Raw genomic sequence first — 15,616 nt, forward strand, 5'->3', positions numbered from 1 at the left:
CAACCACCCCGCCTTTCTGAACGTGTTCAAGACGGGTGTACGTTGTCCCCATGAGCGACACGAACGGGCCGAGAGCCCTTCTCAAGCGCATCCGTGTCTGGCTGATCGTCTTCGTCGTCTGCCTGGTCCTGAGCGGGGCCACCGCGTTCCCGCTCGTGACCGAACTCCGGCTCCTCGACGCCTCCCTGGACGGCTGGGCGTCCCCCGTCGCCGACCTCCTCCCCGGCCTCGCCGAGTGGATCGACCGCGTGGAGGGAGGCGTCCGGGCCGCCGACGAACAGGCCCCGTACCTGCTCTACGGCACCGACTGGCTGGCCTTCGCCCACCTCGTCATCGCGGTCGCCTTCTACGGCCCCTACCGCGACCCCGTCCGCAACGTCTGGGTCGTCGAGTTCGGCATGATCGCCTGCGTCGGCATCATCCCCCTCGCCCTGATCTGCGGCCCCGTCCGGGACATCCCCTTCTGGTGGTCGGTCGTCGACATGTCCTTCGGCGTCATCGGCATCCTGCCGCTGCTCCACGTGCGCAAGCTGATCAAGCGGCTGGAGGCCGTCCGGTCGGAGACCGTTCCCCTGGAGGCCGCTCAGCCCGGCAGGCCGTAGGCCGACACCATCAGGCGCAGGGCCGTCTTGTTCATGTCCTGGCCCTTGGCGTCGGTGGCGTTGACGCTGTAGACGAGGGTGCGGGCGCCGTCGCGGGTCGAGGCGATGGCCGTGTTGTAGCCCCAGCGGCCGCCGGTCTTGCCCCAGACCTCGCGGCCTCCGAGCTTCTTCATCGACAGGCCGACGGAGAACGCGGCCGGGTCGCCCGACTGGAGGTCGGGGACCTTCGGGAGCGTGAACATCTCCTCCAGGAGCGGACCGCGCACCACACGGCCCTTGAACAGGGCCTTCGTGAAGTGCTCCAGGTCGGCGGTGGTCGAGACGAGGTCCCCGGCGGCCCAGGACTCCGACGTCCCCCACTCCGAGACGTCGCGCAGGCCCGTCGTGCCGTCGTCGAGCCGCATCGTCTGGTAGCCGTGGTTGTACGGGCCGGTGATCCCGGCCGCCCCGCGCGGGAAGTACGTGTTCCGCAGGCCGAGCGGCCTCAGGATCCGCCGCTCCACCTGGTGCTCGTACGAGTCGCCCGTCACCCGCTCCACGATCAGGCCGGCGATCGTGTACCCGATGTTCAGGTAGTGCTGCCGGGTGCCCGGCGCGAACTCGCGCGGCTGCGCCGTCGCCGAGCGGACCATCTCCTCCGGGGTGTGGACGTCGAAACGGTTCGCGTACCACTCCTCGACCGTCTCGCCCGGCATGTCCGCGGCCGGGATGCCGTGGGTGTGGTTCAGGAGCTGGCGCACGGTCACCGTGGCGTACTGGTCGGGGATCAGGTCCGGGAGGTACGAGCGGGCCGTCCGGTCCAGGTCGATCCGGCCCTCGGTGGCGAGCTGGAGGACGGTCGCCGCCGTGAACACCTTCGTCACCGAACCGGCCCGGAAGCGGGCCGCGGGGTCCGCCGGGGCGTTCGTCTCCAGGTCGTGCACGCCGGCGCTGCCCTGCCAGGACCCCTCGGTGCCGCCGACCCGGACCAGCGCGGCCGTCGCGTCCGCCCGGGGGAGCCCCGCGATCACCGCCGACAGATCGGGCGAGGAGACCTGGGAGGCGGTCGCGGCCGGCGGCGTGGCGGCGAAGGCGGGAGCGAGCGCCGGGCCGCCCGCCACACCCAGGACCAGGGCGGCGGCGAGCAGGGTGCGGGCGGTGGTCTTCCTCATGGTCAACTCCGGTGGTGTGAGCCGTTGTTCTCGATGGCTCCATCCTGCTGACCGGCGGCGATCCACGGATCGCCCGCACCGGCGGTCTTCCGCGGCTCAGTTCCTCCCCGGCGCGGGGGAGGGACCCGGCCGGCTCATCCCCCGGGCGGGGGAGAGCCCGCCGCGACCAGGCCCGTCTCGTACGCGCAGATCACCGCCTGGATCCGGTCCCGCAGCCCCAGCTTGGCGAGCACGTTCCCCACGTGCGTCTTCACCGTGTGGTCGCTGACCACCAGTTCCGCCGCGATCTCCGCGTTCGACAGGCCCCGGGCGAGGAGGAGCAGCGTCTCGCGCTCCCGGCCCGTCAGCACGTCCAGCCGGGAATCGGCCGTCCTGCGCGGGCCGCCCGCCGTGTACTGCTCCACGAGCCGCCGGGCCACGGACGGCGCGAGCAGCGAGTCGCCCGCCGCCACCACCCGTACCGCGTGCACCAGATCGTCCCGCCGCACGTCCTTGAGGAGGAAACCGCTCGCGCCCGCGTGCAGCGCCTCGTACACGTACGCGTCGGTGTCGAAGGTCGTCAGCATCACCACCCGGCAGCCGGACTCCGCGCTGATCGTCCGGCAGGCCTCGATGCCGTCCGTCCGGGGCATCCGGATGTCGAGCAGCGCCACGTCCGGCGCGAGCCGGCGCACCGCCTCCACGGCCTCCGCCCCGTCCCCGGCCTCCGCCACGACCTCGATGTCCGGCTGCACGTCCAGGATCATCGCGAAGCCGCTGCGGACCAGTTCCTGGTCGTCCGCGACCACCACCCGGATCGTCATCCCTTCCCCTCTCCCACGGGCAGCAGCACCCGCACCTCGAACCCCCGCCCGTCCGGACCGGGCCCCGTCTCCGCCGTCCCGCCGTGCGCGGCGGCCCGCTCCCGGATGCCCACCAGACCGTGCCCGCCGGGACCGCCCTGCGGGCCGCGCCCGTCGTCGGTCACCGTGACCCGCAGGACACCGCCGGCATGCGCGAGCCGCACGTCGACCGTACGGGCCCGCGCGTGCTTCACCACGTTCGTCAGCGCCTCCTGCACGATCCGGTAGACGCTCGCGCCGGTCGCCGCGGGCAGCGCCCGCACCCCGCCCTCCGTCGCGTACCCGACGGCCAGACCGCCGGCCCGCACCCGCTCCAGGAGCACGGGAAGGTCCGCGAGGTCCGGCTGCGGCTCCCGGGGGGCCGCGGCCTCACCGCCCTCGCGGAGGAGCCCCAGCATCTGCCGCAGCTGGACCATCGCCTCCCGGCCCGTCTCCGAGATCGCCTCGAACGCGGCCTCCGCCCGCTCCGGCGCCGCCCGCACCGCCACCGGGCCCGCCTCCGCCTGCACGACCATCAGACTCACCGCGTGCGACAGGATGTCGTGCATCTCCCGGGCGATCCGGGCCCGTTCGCGCGCCGCCGCCCGCTCGGCCTCCACCCGCTGCGCCCGCTGCCGGGCGTCCGTGAGCCGCCCGAAGACATAGGCCGCGCCGAACACGAAGAGCGAGAAGGTGAGTTCGCGCACCGACTGGGTGTTGAGCCACACCGAGGCCGGCACCGCGACCACCATGAGCCCCGCCGTCACGAGCCGCTGCCACGGAGGCGCGAGCACCGCGATCGTGTAGACGCTCACCAGACCCGTGTACGGCAGCGGCTGCCCCGGCCCCTCGACGGCCAGCTTGTACAGCGCGCTCGTCGCCAGGATCGCGAGCAGCACCGCCATCGGCGCGCGCCGCCGCCAGACCAGCGGCACCACCGTCAGCGTCGTCAGCCCGTACGCCGACCAGGTCGCCGGTTCGAGCTCGGGCCCGCGCGGCACCACGAACGGCATCGTCATCGCCGCCTGCACGACCAGCGCGAGGCCGATGTCCACCGCCCCGGGATGGGCGGCCCCCCAGGTGCGCAGTTCCCGCATCCCCCGTATGCCCATTACGGCTTGCGGCCCACCGCGCCGAACTGCGCCACCACGGGGCCCTCCTCGGAGCGCCACCGCGAGCAGGAGACGATGCCCGGCTCCAGGAGGTCGAGGCCGTCCAGGAAGGAGGCGAACTCCTCCCGGGTGCGGGCGGTGATCGGCGGGGTCGCGTTCTCGTTCCAGAAGTCCATCGCGGCCTTGTTGCCCTCGCCGCCGAGCTCCGGCTCCAGGGTCGGGTGGGTCAGCACCAGATGGCTGCCCGGAGGCATCGCGGCCATCACGGTCCGCACGACCGACCGGGCCTTGTCCGTGTCGAGGACGAAGTTGAGGATGCCGAGCATCATCACCGCGACCGGGCGGGAGAGATCGAGCGTCCCGACGGCCGCCGCCACGATCTTCTCCGGGTCGTGGGCGTCGGCGTCGACGTACGCGGTGACGCCCTCCGGCGCACTCGTCAGGAGCGCACGGGCGTGCGTGAGGACGATCGGGTCGTTGTCGACGTAGACGATCCGGGCGTCGGGGGCGACCCGCTGCGCCACCTCGTGGGTGTTGTCGGCGGTCGGCAGGCCCGTACCGATGTCCAGGAACTGGCGGACGCCCGCCTCGGCGGCCAGATGCGTCACCGCCCGGCCGAGGAACGCCCGGTCCGCGCGCGCCACTTCGCCGATGCTCGGGTAGAAGCCGGTGACCTGGTCGCCGACCGCGCGGTCCACCGGATAGTTGTCCTTGCCGCCCAGCCAGTAGTTCCACACCCGCGCGTTGTGGGCGATGTCGGTCCGGATCCGGTCGTTCATTCGCGAGCCTTTCGCAGCACGGCGGCGAGTGTGTCGACCCGGTTCGTGGTGACCGAGTCGACCCCGTTCTTGATCAGCTTACGCATGCTGTGCCGCGTGTCCGCCGTCCAGGCCGAGACGAGCAGCCCCTCCCGGTGGACCCGCTCGGCCAGCTCCCGACTCACCAGGCCGAAGCGGTAGTTGAGCCAGCGCGGCCGCACGGCGTCGAGCAGGACCCGCCGGGGCGGGGCGAGCGAGGTCCACGTCAGGGCGATCTCGGCGGCCGGGTCGGCGGCCCGCACCTGGAGCATGGCGACGGCGCCCGCGCAGTAGTAGACGCGCTCCCCGGCTCCGCACTCGCGGACCGTGCGGACGATCGCGCGGACCGACTCCTCGTTCCCGCCCGGCAGGTCCAGCATCAGCCGGTGGTCCCCGGCGGTGAGCAGCGCGTCCCTGAGGGTCGGCACCCCGCCGTCGGTGAGCTCGCGCAGCAGCTCGTGCGAGAGGCCGGAGAGCGGACGGTCGTGGCCCCACAGGCGCTTGAGGGTGTCGTCGTGGAGGAGGACGGGCACCCCGTCCTTCGTCAGCCGGACGTCGATCTCGACCGCGTCCGCCCCCCGCTCGATCGCCGAGGCGATCGAGCGGAGGGTGTTCTCGCGGACGCGGTACGGGTCGCCGCGATGGCCCACGGCAGTCACAGAGCGCATGGGCCCATTCTCGTCGGCGTCAGCGCGCCAGCCAGTCGTTCGTGTACGTGTCGATCTCGGCGGCGATCCTGGCCTTGCCGGACGCGTCGAGGAAGGAGGCCTCCACCGCGTTCTTGGCGAGGGCGGCGAGACCGCGCTCGTCGAGGCCGAGGAGACGGGCGGCGACGGCGTACTCGTTGTTGAGGTCCGTGCCGAACATCGGCGGGTCGTCGCTGTTGATCGTGACGAGGACCCCGGCGTCGACGAACCGCCGGATCGGGTGCTCCTCCAGGGTGGCGACGGCCCGGGTCGCGATGTTCGAGGTCGGGCAGACCTCCAGGGCGATCCGGTGCTCGGCGAGGTACGCCAGGAGCTCGGGGTCCTGGGCGGAGCTGGTGCCGTGGCCGATGCGCTCGGCGCCCAGGTCGCGGATCGCGTCCCAGACCGTCTGCGGACCGGTCGTCTCGCCCGCGTGCGGGACCGAGCGCAGACCGGCGGCGCGGGCCAGGTCGAAGAACGGCTTGAACTGCGGGCGCGGCACCCCGATCTCCGGGCCGCCCAGACCGAAGGAGACCAGGCCGTCCGGGCGCAGCCCGTCGGTGGTGGCGAGCCGCGCGGTCTCCTCGGCGGAGACGAGCCCGGCCTCGCCGGGGATGTCGAAGCACCAGCGCAGGACCGTGCCGAACTCGGCCTCGGCCGCCTTGCGGGCGTCCTCGATCGCCTCCATGAAGGCGCGCTCGTCGATGCCCCGGCGGGTGGAGGAGTACGGGGTGATGGTCAGCTCGGCGTAACGGATGTTCTGCCGGGCCATGTCCCGGGCGACCTCGAAGGTCAGCAGCCGGACGTCCTCGGGGGTGCGGACCAGGTCGACCACCGACAGATAGACGTCGATGAAGTGCGCGAAGTCCGTGAACGTGAAGTAGTCGGTCAGCGCCTCGGGATCCGTGGGGACCTTGGAGTCCGGGTGCCGGGCCGCGAGCTCGGCGACGATCCGGGGCGAGGCCGAACCGACGTGGTGGACGTGCAGCTCGGCTTTGGGGAGTCCCGCGATGAAAGGGTGGAGGTCGGTCATCGGGTCATCGTAGGCCGGGGGTTCCCCGCCGGGGGCGAGGCCGTAGCATGGCGTGACCATGATGGGGGAGGCCCATGTCTGACAATCGAGACCAGCAGCCGGGCGGGTACGACCCGACGGACCCGTGGGCTCCGCCGAACCGCGACGGGGTGGAACTGAGCAAGCCGGCGACGCCGTCGCCCTCGCCGGTGCACGACCAGCCGACGATGACGTCCTTCCCGAGCGCGCCCGGCGCGCCCGGTGCTTCCGGCGGGGACGTCCCGCCGCCGCCGGTGGCCCCCGGCGGGCCGGCGGCCACGCCCGGCTACGGCTACCCGTCGGCCGCGCCGCCGGCCGGCGCCTACGGCTACCCGTCCGCGGCGAGCACGCCGCCGACCGCGCCGGGGTACGCGTCGTACCCCTCGTCGTACGGCTCGGGGTACGGCGGCCAGCCGCCCGGCTGGCAGCCGCCGCAGCAGCCGTCCAACGGCATGGGCATCGCCTCGATGGTGCTCGGCATCATCGCGGCGGTCGGCTTCTGCCTGTACGGACTCAACATCATCCTCGGCATCCTGGCGCTGATCTTCGGCATCATCGGCATGAAGAAGGCCGGCCGGGGCGAGGCGACCAACCGGGGTATGGCGCTCGCGGGCGTGATCCTCGGCTCGATCGGCATCGTCGTCGGCACCGTGATCCTGGGCCTCATCGTCTGGGCCGCCACCCAGGACACGTCGTCCTTCGAGGAGGGTTCCAGCGACCCGTTCGCCTCGGTCCTCCAGATCGAGCGGGACGGCAACTGACGCCGGTACGCACGCGAGGGGGCCCCGCACCGACCGGTGCGGGGCCCCCTTTCGCGCGGGTGTCACCCGCTCCGCAGCCGCTCCCGCGCCTCCATCAGCGCGAACCCCAGGAGGTTGAGGCCGCGCCAGCGGGCGGGGTCGTGGGCGCGGGGGTCGTCGGCGGCGAGCCCGATGCCCCAGACGCGGTCCAGCGGGCTGGCCTCCACGAGGACGCGCCCGCCCGTGCCCAGGAGGTACGCGCGCAGGGCCTCGTCCGAGGAGAACTTGTGGACGCTGCCCTCGACGACGATCCCGAAGCGCTCGCGCTCCCAGACCGCCTCGTCGAAGCCCCGCACCAGCCGGCCCGCCTTCTTGGCCTCCGCGGGGGTACGGGCGCTCAGCGCGGCCCGCTCGGCGTCCGCGTCCCGGAAGAGGCGGGCCTTGGCGGCCATCATCCAGTGCTCGGCGGTCGCGTAGGCCACGCCGTCGACCGTGAAGGGCGCCGGCCACCACTGGCTGAGACAGCTCGCGGAGAGACGCCCGTCGGGGTGCGGACGGTGCCCCCAGAAGTGCAGCCACTTCACTCGGTCACCCCTCGTGACCTGCTGCGTCAGCTCTTCGATCTTGGTCATACATGCGAGTCTGGCATCCGCCACGGACACTCCGTACGGAGATTTTCCGGCCGCCTCGACACATGGTCGACCGATTCCGTCGCGTAACCAAAAGGCAACAACGGAATCACTTGTTGGGCCACTATCCCCATGTCAGGATCGGCACTCAAATCGAGCTGGGACAACGGAGAGCGTCATGACCAACCGCTTCCAGGTGACGGACCGCTTCGCGGACGGCGCGCAGTACATCGGCGGAAGGCTCCGTGCCGGAACCTCGGATCGGGAACACAGCGTGATCGACCCGGCGACGGGCAAGAGCGTCTACACGTACACGCTCGCCTCCACCGCCGACGTGGACGAGGCCGTCGCCGCCGCCAAGGCCGCCTTCCCCGGCTGGGCGGGAGCCACCCCGGGCGAGCGCTCCGAGGCCCTCCACCGCCTCGCCGGCGTCCTCGCCGACTGGGCCGAGGACATCGCCCGGGTGGAGTCGCTCCAGTGCGGCAAGCCGCTCAAGCTCACCACCGAGTTCGACGTGCCCGGCACGATCGACAACACGGCCTTCTTCGCGGGGGCCGCCCGCCACCTCCAGGGCCAGTCGGCCGCCGAGTACGAGGCCGACCACACCTCGTACGTCCGGCGCGAGCCGATCGGCGTCGTCGGCTCCATCGCCCCCTGGAACTACCCGCTCCAGATGGCCGCCTGGAAGATCCTCCCGGCGATCGCCGCCGGCAACACGATCGTGCTCAAGCCCGCCGAGATCACCCCGCTGAGCTCGCTGATGTTCGCCCAGGCGGCGAAGGAGGCCGGGATCCCCGACGGCGTCATCAACGTCGTCAGCGGCTCCGGGCGGATCGTCGGCGAGCACCTCGTCGGCCACCCCGACGTCGTCATGACCTCCTTCACCGGCTCCACCCCGGTCGGCAAGCGGGTCGCCGAGGTCGCCACCGCCACCGTGAAGCGGCTCCACCTCGAACTGGGCGGCAAGGCCCCCTTCGTCGTCTTCGACGACGCCGACCTGGAGGCCGCCGCCCACGGCGCCGTCGCCGCCTCCCTCATCAACAGCGGCCAGGACTGCACCGCCGCCACGCGCGCGTACGTCCAGCGCCCGCTCTTCGACGCCTTCGTCGCCCGGGTCGCCGAGCTGATGGAGACCGTCCGCGTCGGCGACCCCTTCGCGCCCGGCACCGACCTCGGTCCGCTCGTCAGCCACCGCCACCGCGACAGCGTCGCGGGCTTCGTCGAGCGCGCCCGCGCCTACGCGACCGTCGTCACCGGTGGCGAAGCCCCTGGTGGAGAGCTCGAGAACGGCGCATACTACCGTCCCACCCTGATCACCGGCGCCGCTCAGGACAGCGAGGTCGTGCAGTCGGAGATCTTCGGTCCGGTCCTGGTGGCCCTGCCCTTCGACAGTGACGACGAGGGCATCCGGCTCGCCAACGACACCCCTTACGGCCTCGCGGCCTCCGCGTGGAGCCGTGACGTCTACCGGGCCAACCGTGCCACGCGGGAGATCAAGGCGGGATGTGTGTGGGTCAACGACCACATCCCGATCATCAGCGAGATGCCCCACGGCGGCACCAAGGCCTCCGGTTACGGAAAGGACATGTCGGTGTACTCCTTCGAGGAGTACACACAGGTCAAGCACGTGATGTTCGACAACACCGCGGTGGCTGCCAAGGACTGGCACCGCACGATCTTCGGGGACCGATAGCAATTCGCCGCCCGACCAGCGGCCCACCCATCCCGAAAGGGCACAGCGCATGGAGCAGTACGAGCCCGACACCCTGTCCGCCGCGCAGCTGGCGGCGATACGGCGCAGCATGACGAGCGGCCGGGGCGCCCTCAGCCGCCGTTCGATGCTGCGCGCGGGGGGCGTCGGAGCGCTCACGATCGGCGGGCTCGCCGGCCTGAGCGCCTGTGGCATCCCGCCGGCCAAGCGGGAGGGCAACGGCCCCGCCTCCACCGACTTCTCGGCCAAGGAGAAGACCGTCGCCTTCTCCAACTGGACCGAGTACATGGACGTCAGCGAGGACGAGAAGCACCGTCCGACCCTGGAGGCGTTCGCCAAACGCACCGGGATCAAGGTCAAGTACACCGAGGACATCAACGACAACGTCGAGTTCTTCGGCAAGATCAAGCCGCAGCTCGCGGCCGGCCAGGACACCGGCCGCGACCTGATCTGCGTCACCGACTGGCTCGCCGCCCGCGTCATCCGGCTCGGCTGGGCGCAGAAGCTCGACTCGTCCAACCTGCCCAACGCGTACGCGAACCTGTCCGCCCAGTTCCGCCGCCCGGACTGGGACCCGGGCCGCTCGTACTCGTACCCCTGGACGGGCATCTCCACCGTCATCGCCTACAACGTCAAGGCGACCGGCGGCAAGAAGGTCGACTCGGTCAGCCAGCTCCTCGACGACCCGTCGCTCAAGGGCCGCGTCGGCTTCCTCACCGAGATGCGCGACTCCATAGGCATGACCCTGCTCGACATGGGCAAGGACCCGGGGAAGTTCACGGACGCCGACTACGACGCGGCGATCGGGCGCCTCCAGAAGGGCGTCGACAAGAAGCAGATCCGCCGGTTCACCGGCAACGACTACACCTCCGACCTGGACAAGGGCGACATCGCGGCCTGCCTCGCCTGGGCCGGCGACATCATCCAGCTCCAGGCGGACAACCCGGACATCAAGTACGCCATCCCGTCCGCCGGTTACATCACCTCCAGCGACAACCTGCTCGTCCCCGCGCAGGCCCGGCACAAGACCAACGCCGAGAAGCTCATCGACTACTACTACGAGCTCCCCGTCGCCGCCCAGCTCGCCGCGTACATCAACTACGTCTGCCCCGTCGACGGGGTCAAGGACGAGCTCTCCAAGATCGACCCCGAGCTCGCGAACAACACGCTGATCCTCCCGGACAAGGCCATGGCCAAGAAGTCGCACGCCTTCCGCTCGCTCACCAGCGCGGAGGAGACGGCGTACGAGGAGAAGTTCGCCAAGCTCATCGGCGCCTGAGTCCGGCCTCGTCCACCTCTCTACACTCCCTGGGACCGCAACCCATGACTGACAACACCACCGGCGGCGACGTCCGTCTCACCGGGATCAGCAAGCACTACGGCTCGTTCACCGCCGTCCACCCGCTCGACCTGACCGTCCCGCAGGGCTCCTTCTTCGCCCTGCTCGGCGCCTCCGGCTGCGGCAAGACCACCACGCTGCGCATGATCGCCGGCCTGGAGGACCCGAGCACCGGCACCGTCTTCCTCGGCGACAAGGACGTCACCGACCTCCCGCCGTACAAGCGGCCGGTCAACACCGTCTTCCAGTCCTACGCGCTCTTCCCGCACATGGACATCTCCGAGAACATCGCCTTCGGCCTGCGCCGCCGCGGCATCAAGTCGGTGAAGAAGCAGGTCGACGAGATGATCGACCTCGTCCAGCTCGGCGAGCACGCCCACAAGAAGCCGCACCAGCTCTCCGGCGGCCAGCAGCAGCGCGTCGCCGTCGCCCGCGCGCTCATCAACCACCCGCAGGTGCTGCTCCTCGACGAGCCGCTCGGCGCCCTCGACCTCAAGCTGCGCCGCCAGATGCAGCTGGAGCTCAAGCGGATCCAGACCGAGGTCGGCATCACCTTCGTGCACGTCACCCACGACCAGGAGGAGGCCATGACGATGGCCGACCAGGTCGCGGTGATGAACGGCGGCCGGGTCGAGCAGCTCGGCGCCCCCGCCGACCTGTACGAGAACCCGCAGACCACCTTCGTCGCCAACTTCCTCGGCACCTCGAACCTGATCGAGGCCGAGGTCCTGGAGACCGGCGGCGACGTTCTGGCCACGGCCGGCGGCAGCAAGCTCCGTGTGCCCGGCGACCGCTGTACGGACGCCGTCCGCGTGGGCGGCAAGGTGCTCGTGGGCGTCCGCCCCGAGAAGATCTCGCTCGCGCACGCCGACGACGCGGGCACGATCGCCGACGGCCGCAACCGGGTGACCGGCCGGATCGTCGACTCCTCCTTCATCGGCGTCTCCACCCAGTACGTGGTGAACTCGCCGGCGGGCGCGGAGCTCCAGGTCTACGAGCAGAACATCGAACGGGACGCGCGCCTGCGCCCCGGCGCCGAGGTCGTCCTGCACTGGAACCCGGCCCACACCTTCGGTCTCGACGCGGCGCAGGACATCGACGCGGGCGTGGAGACGGTGGAGGACGCCTCGTGACCGCCACCCTCACGAAGGAGGCTCCGGCGCCGGTCGAAGAACCGGTTCTGCGCAAGCCCTCCACCCGCAAGCGGCTCGTCCCGTACTGGCTGCTGCTGCCCGGCATCATCTGGCTGCTCGTCTTCTTCGCGCTGCCGATGGTCTACCAGGCCTCCACCTCGGTGCAGACCGGCTCCCTGGAGAAGGGCTTCGAGGTCACCTGGCACTTCCAGACCTACTGGGACGCCTTCCAGGAGTACTGGCCGCAGTTCGTCCGCTCCCTGCTGTACGCCGGGACCGCGACCCTGCTCTGCCTGCTGCTCGGCTACCCGCTGGCGTACCTGATCGCCTTCAAGGCCGGCCGCTGGCGCAATCTGCTCCTCGTCCTCGTCATCGCGCCCTTCTTCACCAGCTTCCTCATCCGCACGCTCGCGTGGAAGACGATCCTGGCCGACGACAGCGTGGTGGTGCAGGCGCTCAACACCCTGCACTTCCTGGACGTCACCAACTGGCTCGGCTGGACCGAGGGAAGCCGCGTCCTCGCCACCCCGATGGCCGTGGTCTGCGGTCTCACGTACAACTTCCTGCCCTTCATGATCCTGCCCCTCTACACCTCCCTGGAGCGGATCGACGGCCGGCTGCACGAGGCCGCGCAGGACCTGTACGCCTCCCCGTCGGTCACCTTCCGCAAGGTGACCTTCCCGCTGTCGATGCCCGGCGTCGTCTCCGGCACCCTGCTCACCTTCATCCCGGCGAGCGGCGACTACGTCAACGCCGAACTGCTCGGCTCGACCGACACCAAGATGGTCGGCAACGTCATCCAGTCGCAGTTCCTCCGCGTGCTCGACTACCCGACGGCGGCCGCGCTCTCCTTCATCCTCATGGCGATCGTGCTCGGCATGGTCACCGTCTACATCCGCCGTGCGGGAACGGAGGACTTGGTCTGATGCGTTGGATCCGCAAGAACCTGGTCGTCATCGCGGGCCTGCTGACGCTCGCGTACATGATCCTGCCGAACCTCGTGGTGATGGCGTTCTCCTTCAACAAGCCGAAGGGACGCTTCAACTACTCCTGGCAGGAGTTCTCGCTCGACGCCTGGAAGGACCCCTGCGGCGTCGCCGACATGTGCGAGTCGCTCTCGCTCTCGCTCCAGCTCGCCGCCTGGGCGACGCTCGGCTCCGTCCTCCTCGGCACGATGATCGCCTTCGCGCTCGTCCGCTACCGCTTCCGGGCGCGCGGCGCGATCAACTCGCTGATCTTCCTGCCGATGGCGATGCCCGAGGTCGTCATGGCCGCCTCGCTGCTCACGCTCTTCCTCAACATGGGGATCGAGCTGGGCTTCTGGACGGTCCTGATCGCCCACATCATGTTCTGTCTGTCGTTCGTCGTGACGGCGGTCAAGGCCCGGGTCATGTCCATGGACCCGCGCCTGGAGGAGGCCGCGAACGACCTCTACGCGGGCCCCGTGCAGACCTTCCTGCGCGTGACCCTGCCGATCGCCGCGCCCGGCATCGCCGCCGGCGCGCTGCTCGCCTTCGCGCTCTCGTTCGACGACTTCATCATCACCAACTTCAACGCGGGTTCCACCGTCACCTTCCCCATGTTCGTCTGGGGCTCGGCGCAGCGCGGAACCCCCGTTCAGATCAACGTCATCGGCACCGCGATGTTCATCCTCGCGGTACTGATGGTCGTGGCCGGGCAAATGATTGCGAACCGGCGCAAGAAAACAGCAACGGCCTGAGCGAAAGACGTCTCAGGCACCGAAGGAGTTGGAAACCATGGCCCCAGTCGCCATGCGTCTCGCTGCACAATCTCTCTCCGACGCCCAGCCCGTCCCCTTCTGGCTGGAAGACCCCGGCAAGCCCGGAGCCCTGCCCGCCCTCACCGGCACCGAGAAGTGCGATCTCCTCGTGGTCGGCGGCGGATACAGCGGACTGTGGACCGCGCTCCTCGCCAAGGAGCGCGACCCCTCCCGGGATGTCGTACTGATCGAAGGCCGCGAGGTGGGCTGGGCCGCCTCGGGCCGCAACGGAGGCTTCTGCGCGGCCTCCCTCACCCACGGCTTCGGCAACGGCCTCGCCCGCTGGCCGGGCGAGCTGCCGAAGCTGGAGCGGCTGGGCGAGCGCAACCTCGACGCCATCGAGGAGACCGTCGCCCGCTACGGCTTCGACTGCGAGTTCGAGCGCACCGGCGAGATCGACGTCGCCACCGAGCCGTACCAGGTCGAGGAGCTGACCGAGGTGTACGAGGAGCTCGACCGGCTCGGGCTCGCGGACGGCGTCGAATTCCTCGACCGGGACGCCGTGCGGGCCGAGGTCGACTCGCCGACCTTCCTCGGCGGCATGTGGGACAAGCGCGGCGTCGCCATGCTCCACCCCGCCAAGCTGGCCTGGGGCCTCAAGCAGGCCTGCCTCGACCTGGGCGTACGGATCTACGAGAACACCCCCGGTCTCCGGCTGGTCTCGGTGGGCGCCGGGATGGGCGTCCACACCCCGTACGGCAAGGTGCTCGCCCGCCGGGTCGCGCTCGGCACCAACGTCTTCCCGTCGCTGGTCAAGCGCGTCCGCCCGTACACCGTCCCGGTCTACGACTATGCCCTGATGACCGAGCCGCTCAGCCCCGGGCAGCTCGCCTCGATCGGCTGGAAGAACCGGCAGGGACTCGGCGACTCCGCCAACCAGTTCCACTACTTCCGGATCACCGCCGATCACCGCATCCTGTGGGGCGGCTACGACGCGGTCTACCAGTACGGCGGCAAGGTCAGCGCCGAGATGGACCACCGCCCGGAGACGTACCTCAAGCTCGCCGAGCACTTCTTCCGCTGCTTCCCGCAGCTGGAGGGGCTGCGCTTCAGCCACGCCTGGGGCGGCGCGATCGACACCTGCTCGCGCTTCTCGGCCTTCTTCGGCACGGCGTACCAGGGGAAGGTGGCGTACGCGGCGGGGTTCACCGGCCTCGGCGTCGGCGCCACCCGCTTCGGCGGGGACGTCATGCTCGACCTGCTCGCGGGGGAGCGCACCGAGCGCACCGACCTGGCGATGGTCCGCTCCAAGCCGCTGCCCTTCCCGCCCGAGCCGGTCGCCTGGGCCGGCATCGGCATCACCAAGTGGTCGCTCGCCCGCGCCGACGAGAACGGCGGCCGGCGCAACCTGTGGCTGAAGACCATGGACCGCCTGGGTCTGGGCTTCGACAGCTGACCCGTTCCATGTGGCGCAGGTCACCATCGACCGATGGCTGAAGCCGCGTAAGAGAAGCCCCCGTACCCGCTCTCTCCGTGTGGACACCGTGTCCACACGGAGAGGAGGACGTCGCGATGACTGGTACGGGGGCTTCTGGCGCCAAGGCCGCGGTGGAATGGCTGGTCTCGGTCGCGCCGGATCCCGAGGCCTGCCGGTGGGAGTGGGAGCGCAACCCCCACGGGGTCGCGCTGCTGCCCGCGGGCAGGCGCTGGGACGTGCTGATCCTGCCGGGGGAGCTCGGCCATCCCACGCTCGACGTGCTGACCCGGCTCGTGGACCGGCCGGGCCCGGTCCTGGCCGACTTCGGCGAGGCCCGGATCGGCTTCTTCGTGCCGCCGGGGACCGCCGCCCGCTGGCTCGGCACCGGGGTGCGCGGCGCGGGCTCCGGCACCTGGATCGTCGTCCCGTACCCGGGCCGGGTGACCGGCGCGGCGCGCTGGCTGGTGGCGCCGGACGGCCTGGGCACCCTCACGGACGCCTCTCTCCTGGAGCTGGCGATGCACGAGGCGGCGGGCCGGCTGGCGAGGGGGAGCGAGGTCTGAACGGGACTCCGGACCGTACAGAGGTCTTGACCACTCGATTGGTCTGGACCATGCTGTGGCGCGCTCCACCTCGATTCCCCCACT

Annotated in this window: 15 protein-coding genes and 1 pseudogene; 9 read left to right on the plus strand and 7 right to left on the minus strand. The window is 70.9% G+C overall.

Annotation, left to right across the window (positions count from 1 at the left end; genetic code table 11):
- Positions 1-50 precede the first annotated feature (50 nt).
- On the plus strand, positions 51-602 hold the full coding sequence (locus ACFYUS_RS04855; RefSeq protein WP_388845800.1) for a hypothetical protein: 552 nt from the start codon (positions 51-53) through the stop codon (positions 600-602).
- Here ACFYUS_RS04855 and ACFYUS_RS04860 read toward each other — a convergent pair.
- From ACFYUS_RS04860 to ACFYUS_RS04885, 6 genes and pseudogenes are all read right to left on the minus strand, one after another.
- Positions 584-1,753 (minus strand): serine hydrolase domain-containing protein, encoded by a 1,170-nt coding sequence (locus tag ACFYUS_RS04860; RefSeq protein WP_388845803.1) that lies wholly within the window; start codon positions 1,751-1,753, stop codon positions 584-586. The two genes, ACFYUS_RS04855 and ACFYUS_RS04860, sit on opposite strands and share 19 nt — an antisense overlap.
- Positions 1,754-1,849: 96 nt before the next feature.
- Positions 1,850-2,556, minus strand: a pseudogene (locus ACFYUS_RS04865) (response regulator).
- The gene (locus ACFYUS_RS04870) at positions 2,553-3,671 is read right to left on the minus strand and encodes a sensor histidine kinase (protein ID WP_388845805.1); all 1,119 of its coding nucleotides are present in this window, start codon (positions 3,669-3,671) and stop codon (positions 2,553-2,555) included. Before ACFYUS_RS04870 ends, ACFYUS_RS04865 begins: the two are co-directional and overlap by 4 nt.
- 14 nt (positions 3,672-3,685) lie before the next feature.
- Entirely contained in the window at positions 3,686-4,465 is a 780-nt protein-coding gene (locus tag ACFYUS_RS04875; protein WP_388845808.1) for an SAM-dependent methyltransferase, read from the minus strand.
- Positions 4,462-5,151, minus strand: a complete 690-nt coding sequence (locus ACFYUS_RS04880; RefSeq protein WP_388845811.1) for a glycerophosphodiester phosphodiesterase — start codon at positions 5,149-5,151, stop codon at positions 4,462-4,464. Before ACFYUS_RS04880 ends, ACFYUS_RS04875 begins: the two co-directional genes overlap by 4 nt.
- 19 nt (positions 5,152-5,170) lie before the next feature.
- Entirely contained in the window at positions 5,171-6,202 is a 1,032-nt protein-coding gene (locus tag ACFYUS_RS04885) for an adenosine deaminase (RefSeq protein WP_388845814.1), read from the minus strand.
- Between the two features lie 74 nt (positions 6,203-6,276).
- On the opposite strand from ACFYUS_RS04885, the gene ACFYUS_RS04890 reads away from it, so the two are divergent.
- Positions 6,277-6,981: a DUF4190 domain-containing protein gene (locus ACFYUS_RS04890; RefSeq protein ID WP_388845817.1), complete on the plus strand. Its 705-nt coding sequence runs from the start codon at positions 6,277-6,279 to the stop codon at positions 6,979-6,981.
- Between the two features lie 62 nt (positions 6,982-7,043).
- Here ACFYUS_RS04890 and ACFYUS_RS04895 read toward each other — a convergent pair whose 3' ends face one another.
- Entirely contained in the window at positions 7,044-7,592 is a 549-nt protein-coding gene (locus ACFYUS_RS04895; RefSeq protein WP_388845820.1) for an NADAR family protein, read from the minus strand.
- A gap of 175 nt (positions 7,593-7,767) precedes the next feature.
- Here ACFYUS_RS04895 and ACFYUS_RS04900 point away from each other — a divergent pair, with 175 nt between their 5' ends.
- The 7 genes from ACFYUS_RS04900 (at position 7,768) to ACFYUS_RS04930 (ending at position 15,532) form a co-directional block, all read left to right on the plus strand.
- Positions 7,768-9,282: a gamma-aminobutyraldehyde dehydrogenase gene (locus ACFYUS_RS04900; RefSeq protein ID WP_388845823.1), complete on the plus strand. Its 1,515-nt coding sequence runs from the start codon at positions 7,768-7,770 to the stop codon at positions 9,280-9,282.
- A 49-nt stretch (positions 9,283-9,331) separates the two neighbouring features.
- Complete coding sequence (locus tag ACFYUS_RS04905) at positions 9,332-10,579, plus strand: PotD/PotF family extracellular solute-binding protein (protein ID WP_388845826.1); 1,248 nt, start codon at positions 9,332-9,334, stop codon at positions 10,577-10,579.
- A 44-nt stretch (positions 10,580-10,623) separates the two neighbouring features.
- A complete protein-coding gene (locus ACFYUS_RS04910) occupies positions 10,624-11,772 on the plus strand; it encodes an ABC transporter ATP-binding protein (protein WP_388845830.1) in 1,149 nt (382 codons plus the stop codon).
- On the plus strand, positions 11,769-12,698 hold the full coding sequence (locus ACFYUS_RS04915) for an ABC transporter permease (protein WP_388845833.1): 930 nt from the start codon (positions 11,769-11,771) through the stop codon (positions 12,696-12,698). The genes ACFYUS_RS04910 and ACFYUS_RS04915 overlap by 4 nt, the downstream gene beginning before the upstream one ends.
- Complete coding sequence (locus ACFYUS_RS04920) at positions 12,698-13,492, plus strand: ABC transporter permease (protein WP_388845836.1); 795 nt, start codon at positions 12,698-12,700, stop codon at positions 13,490-13,492. Before ACFYUS_RS04915 ends, ACFYUS_RS04920 begins: the two co-directional genes overlap by 1 nt.
- A gap of 37 nt (positions 13,493-13,529) precedes the next feature.
- A complete protein-coding gene (locus tag ACFYUS_RS04925; RefSeq protein ID WP_388845839.1) occupies positions 13,530-14,948 on the plus strand; it encodes an NAD(P)/FAD-dependent oxidoreductase in 1,419 nt (472 codons plus the stop codon).
- A 116-nt stretch (positions 14,949-15,064) separates the two neighbouring features.
- A complete protein-coding gene (locus ACFYUS_RS04930) occupies positions 15,065-15,532 on the plus strand; it encodes a hypothetical protein (protein WP_388845842.1) in 468 nt (155 codons plus the stop codon).
- The last annotated feature ends 84 nt before the right edge of the window (positions 15,533-15,616 follow it).

The organism is Streptomyces sp. NPDC004284, from assembly GCF_042874035.1.
Lineage (GTDB): Bacteria > Actinomycetota > Actinomycetes > Streptomycetales > Streptomycetaceae > Streptomyces.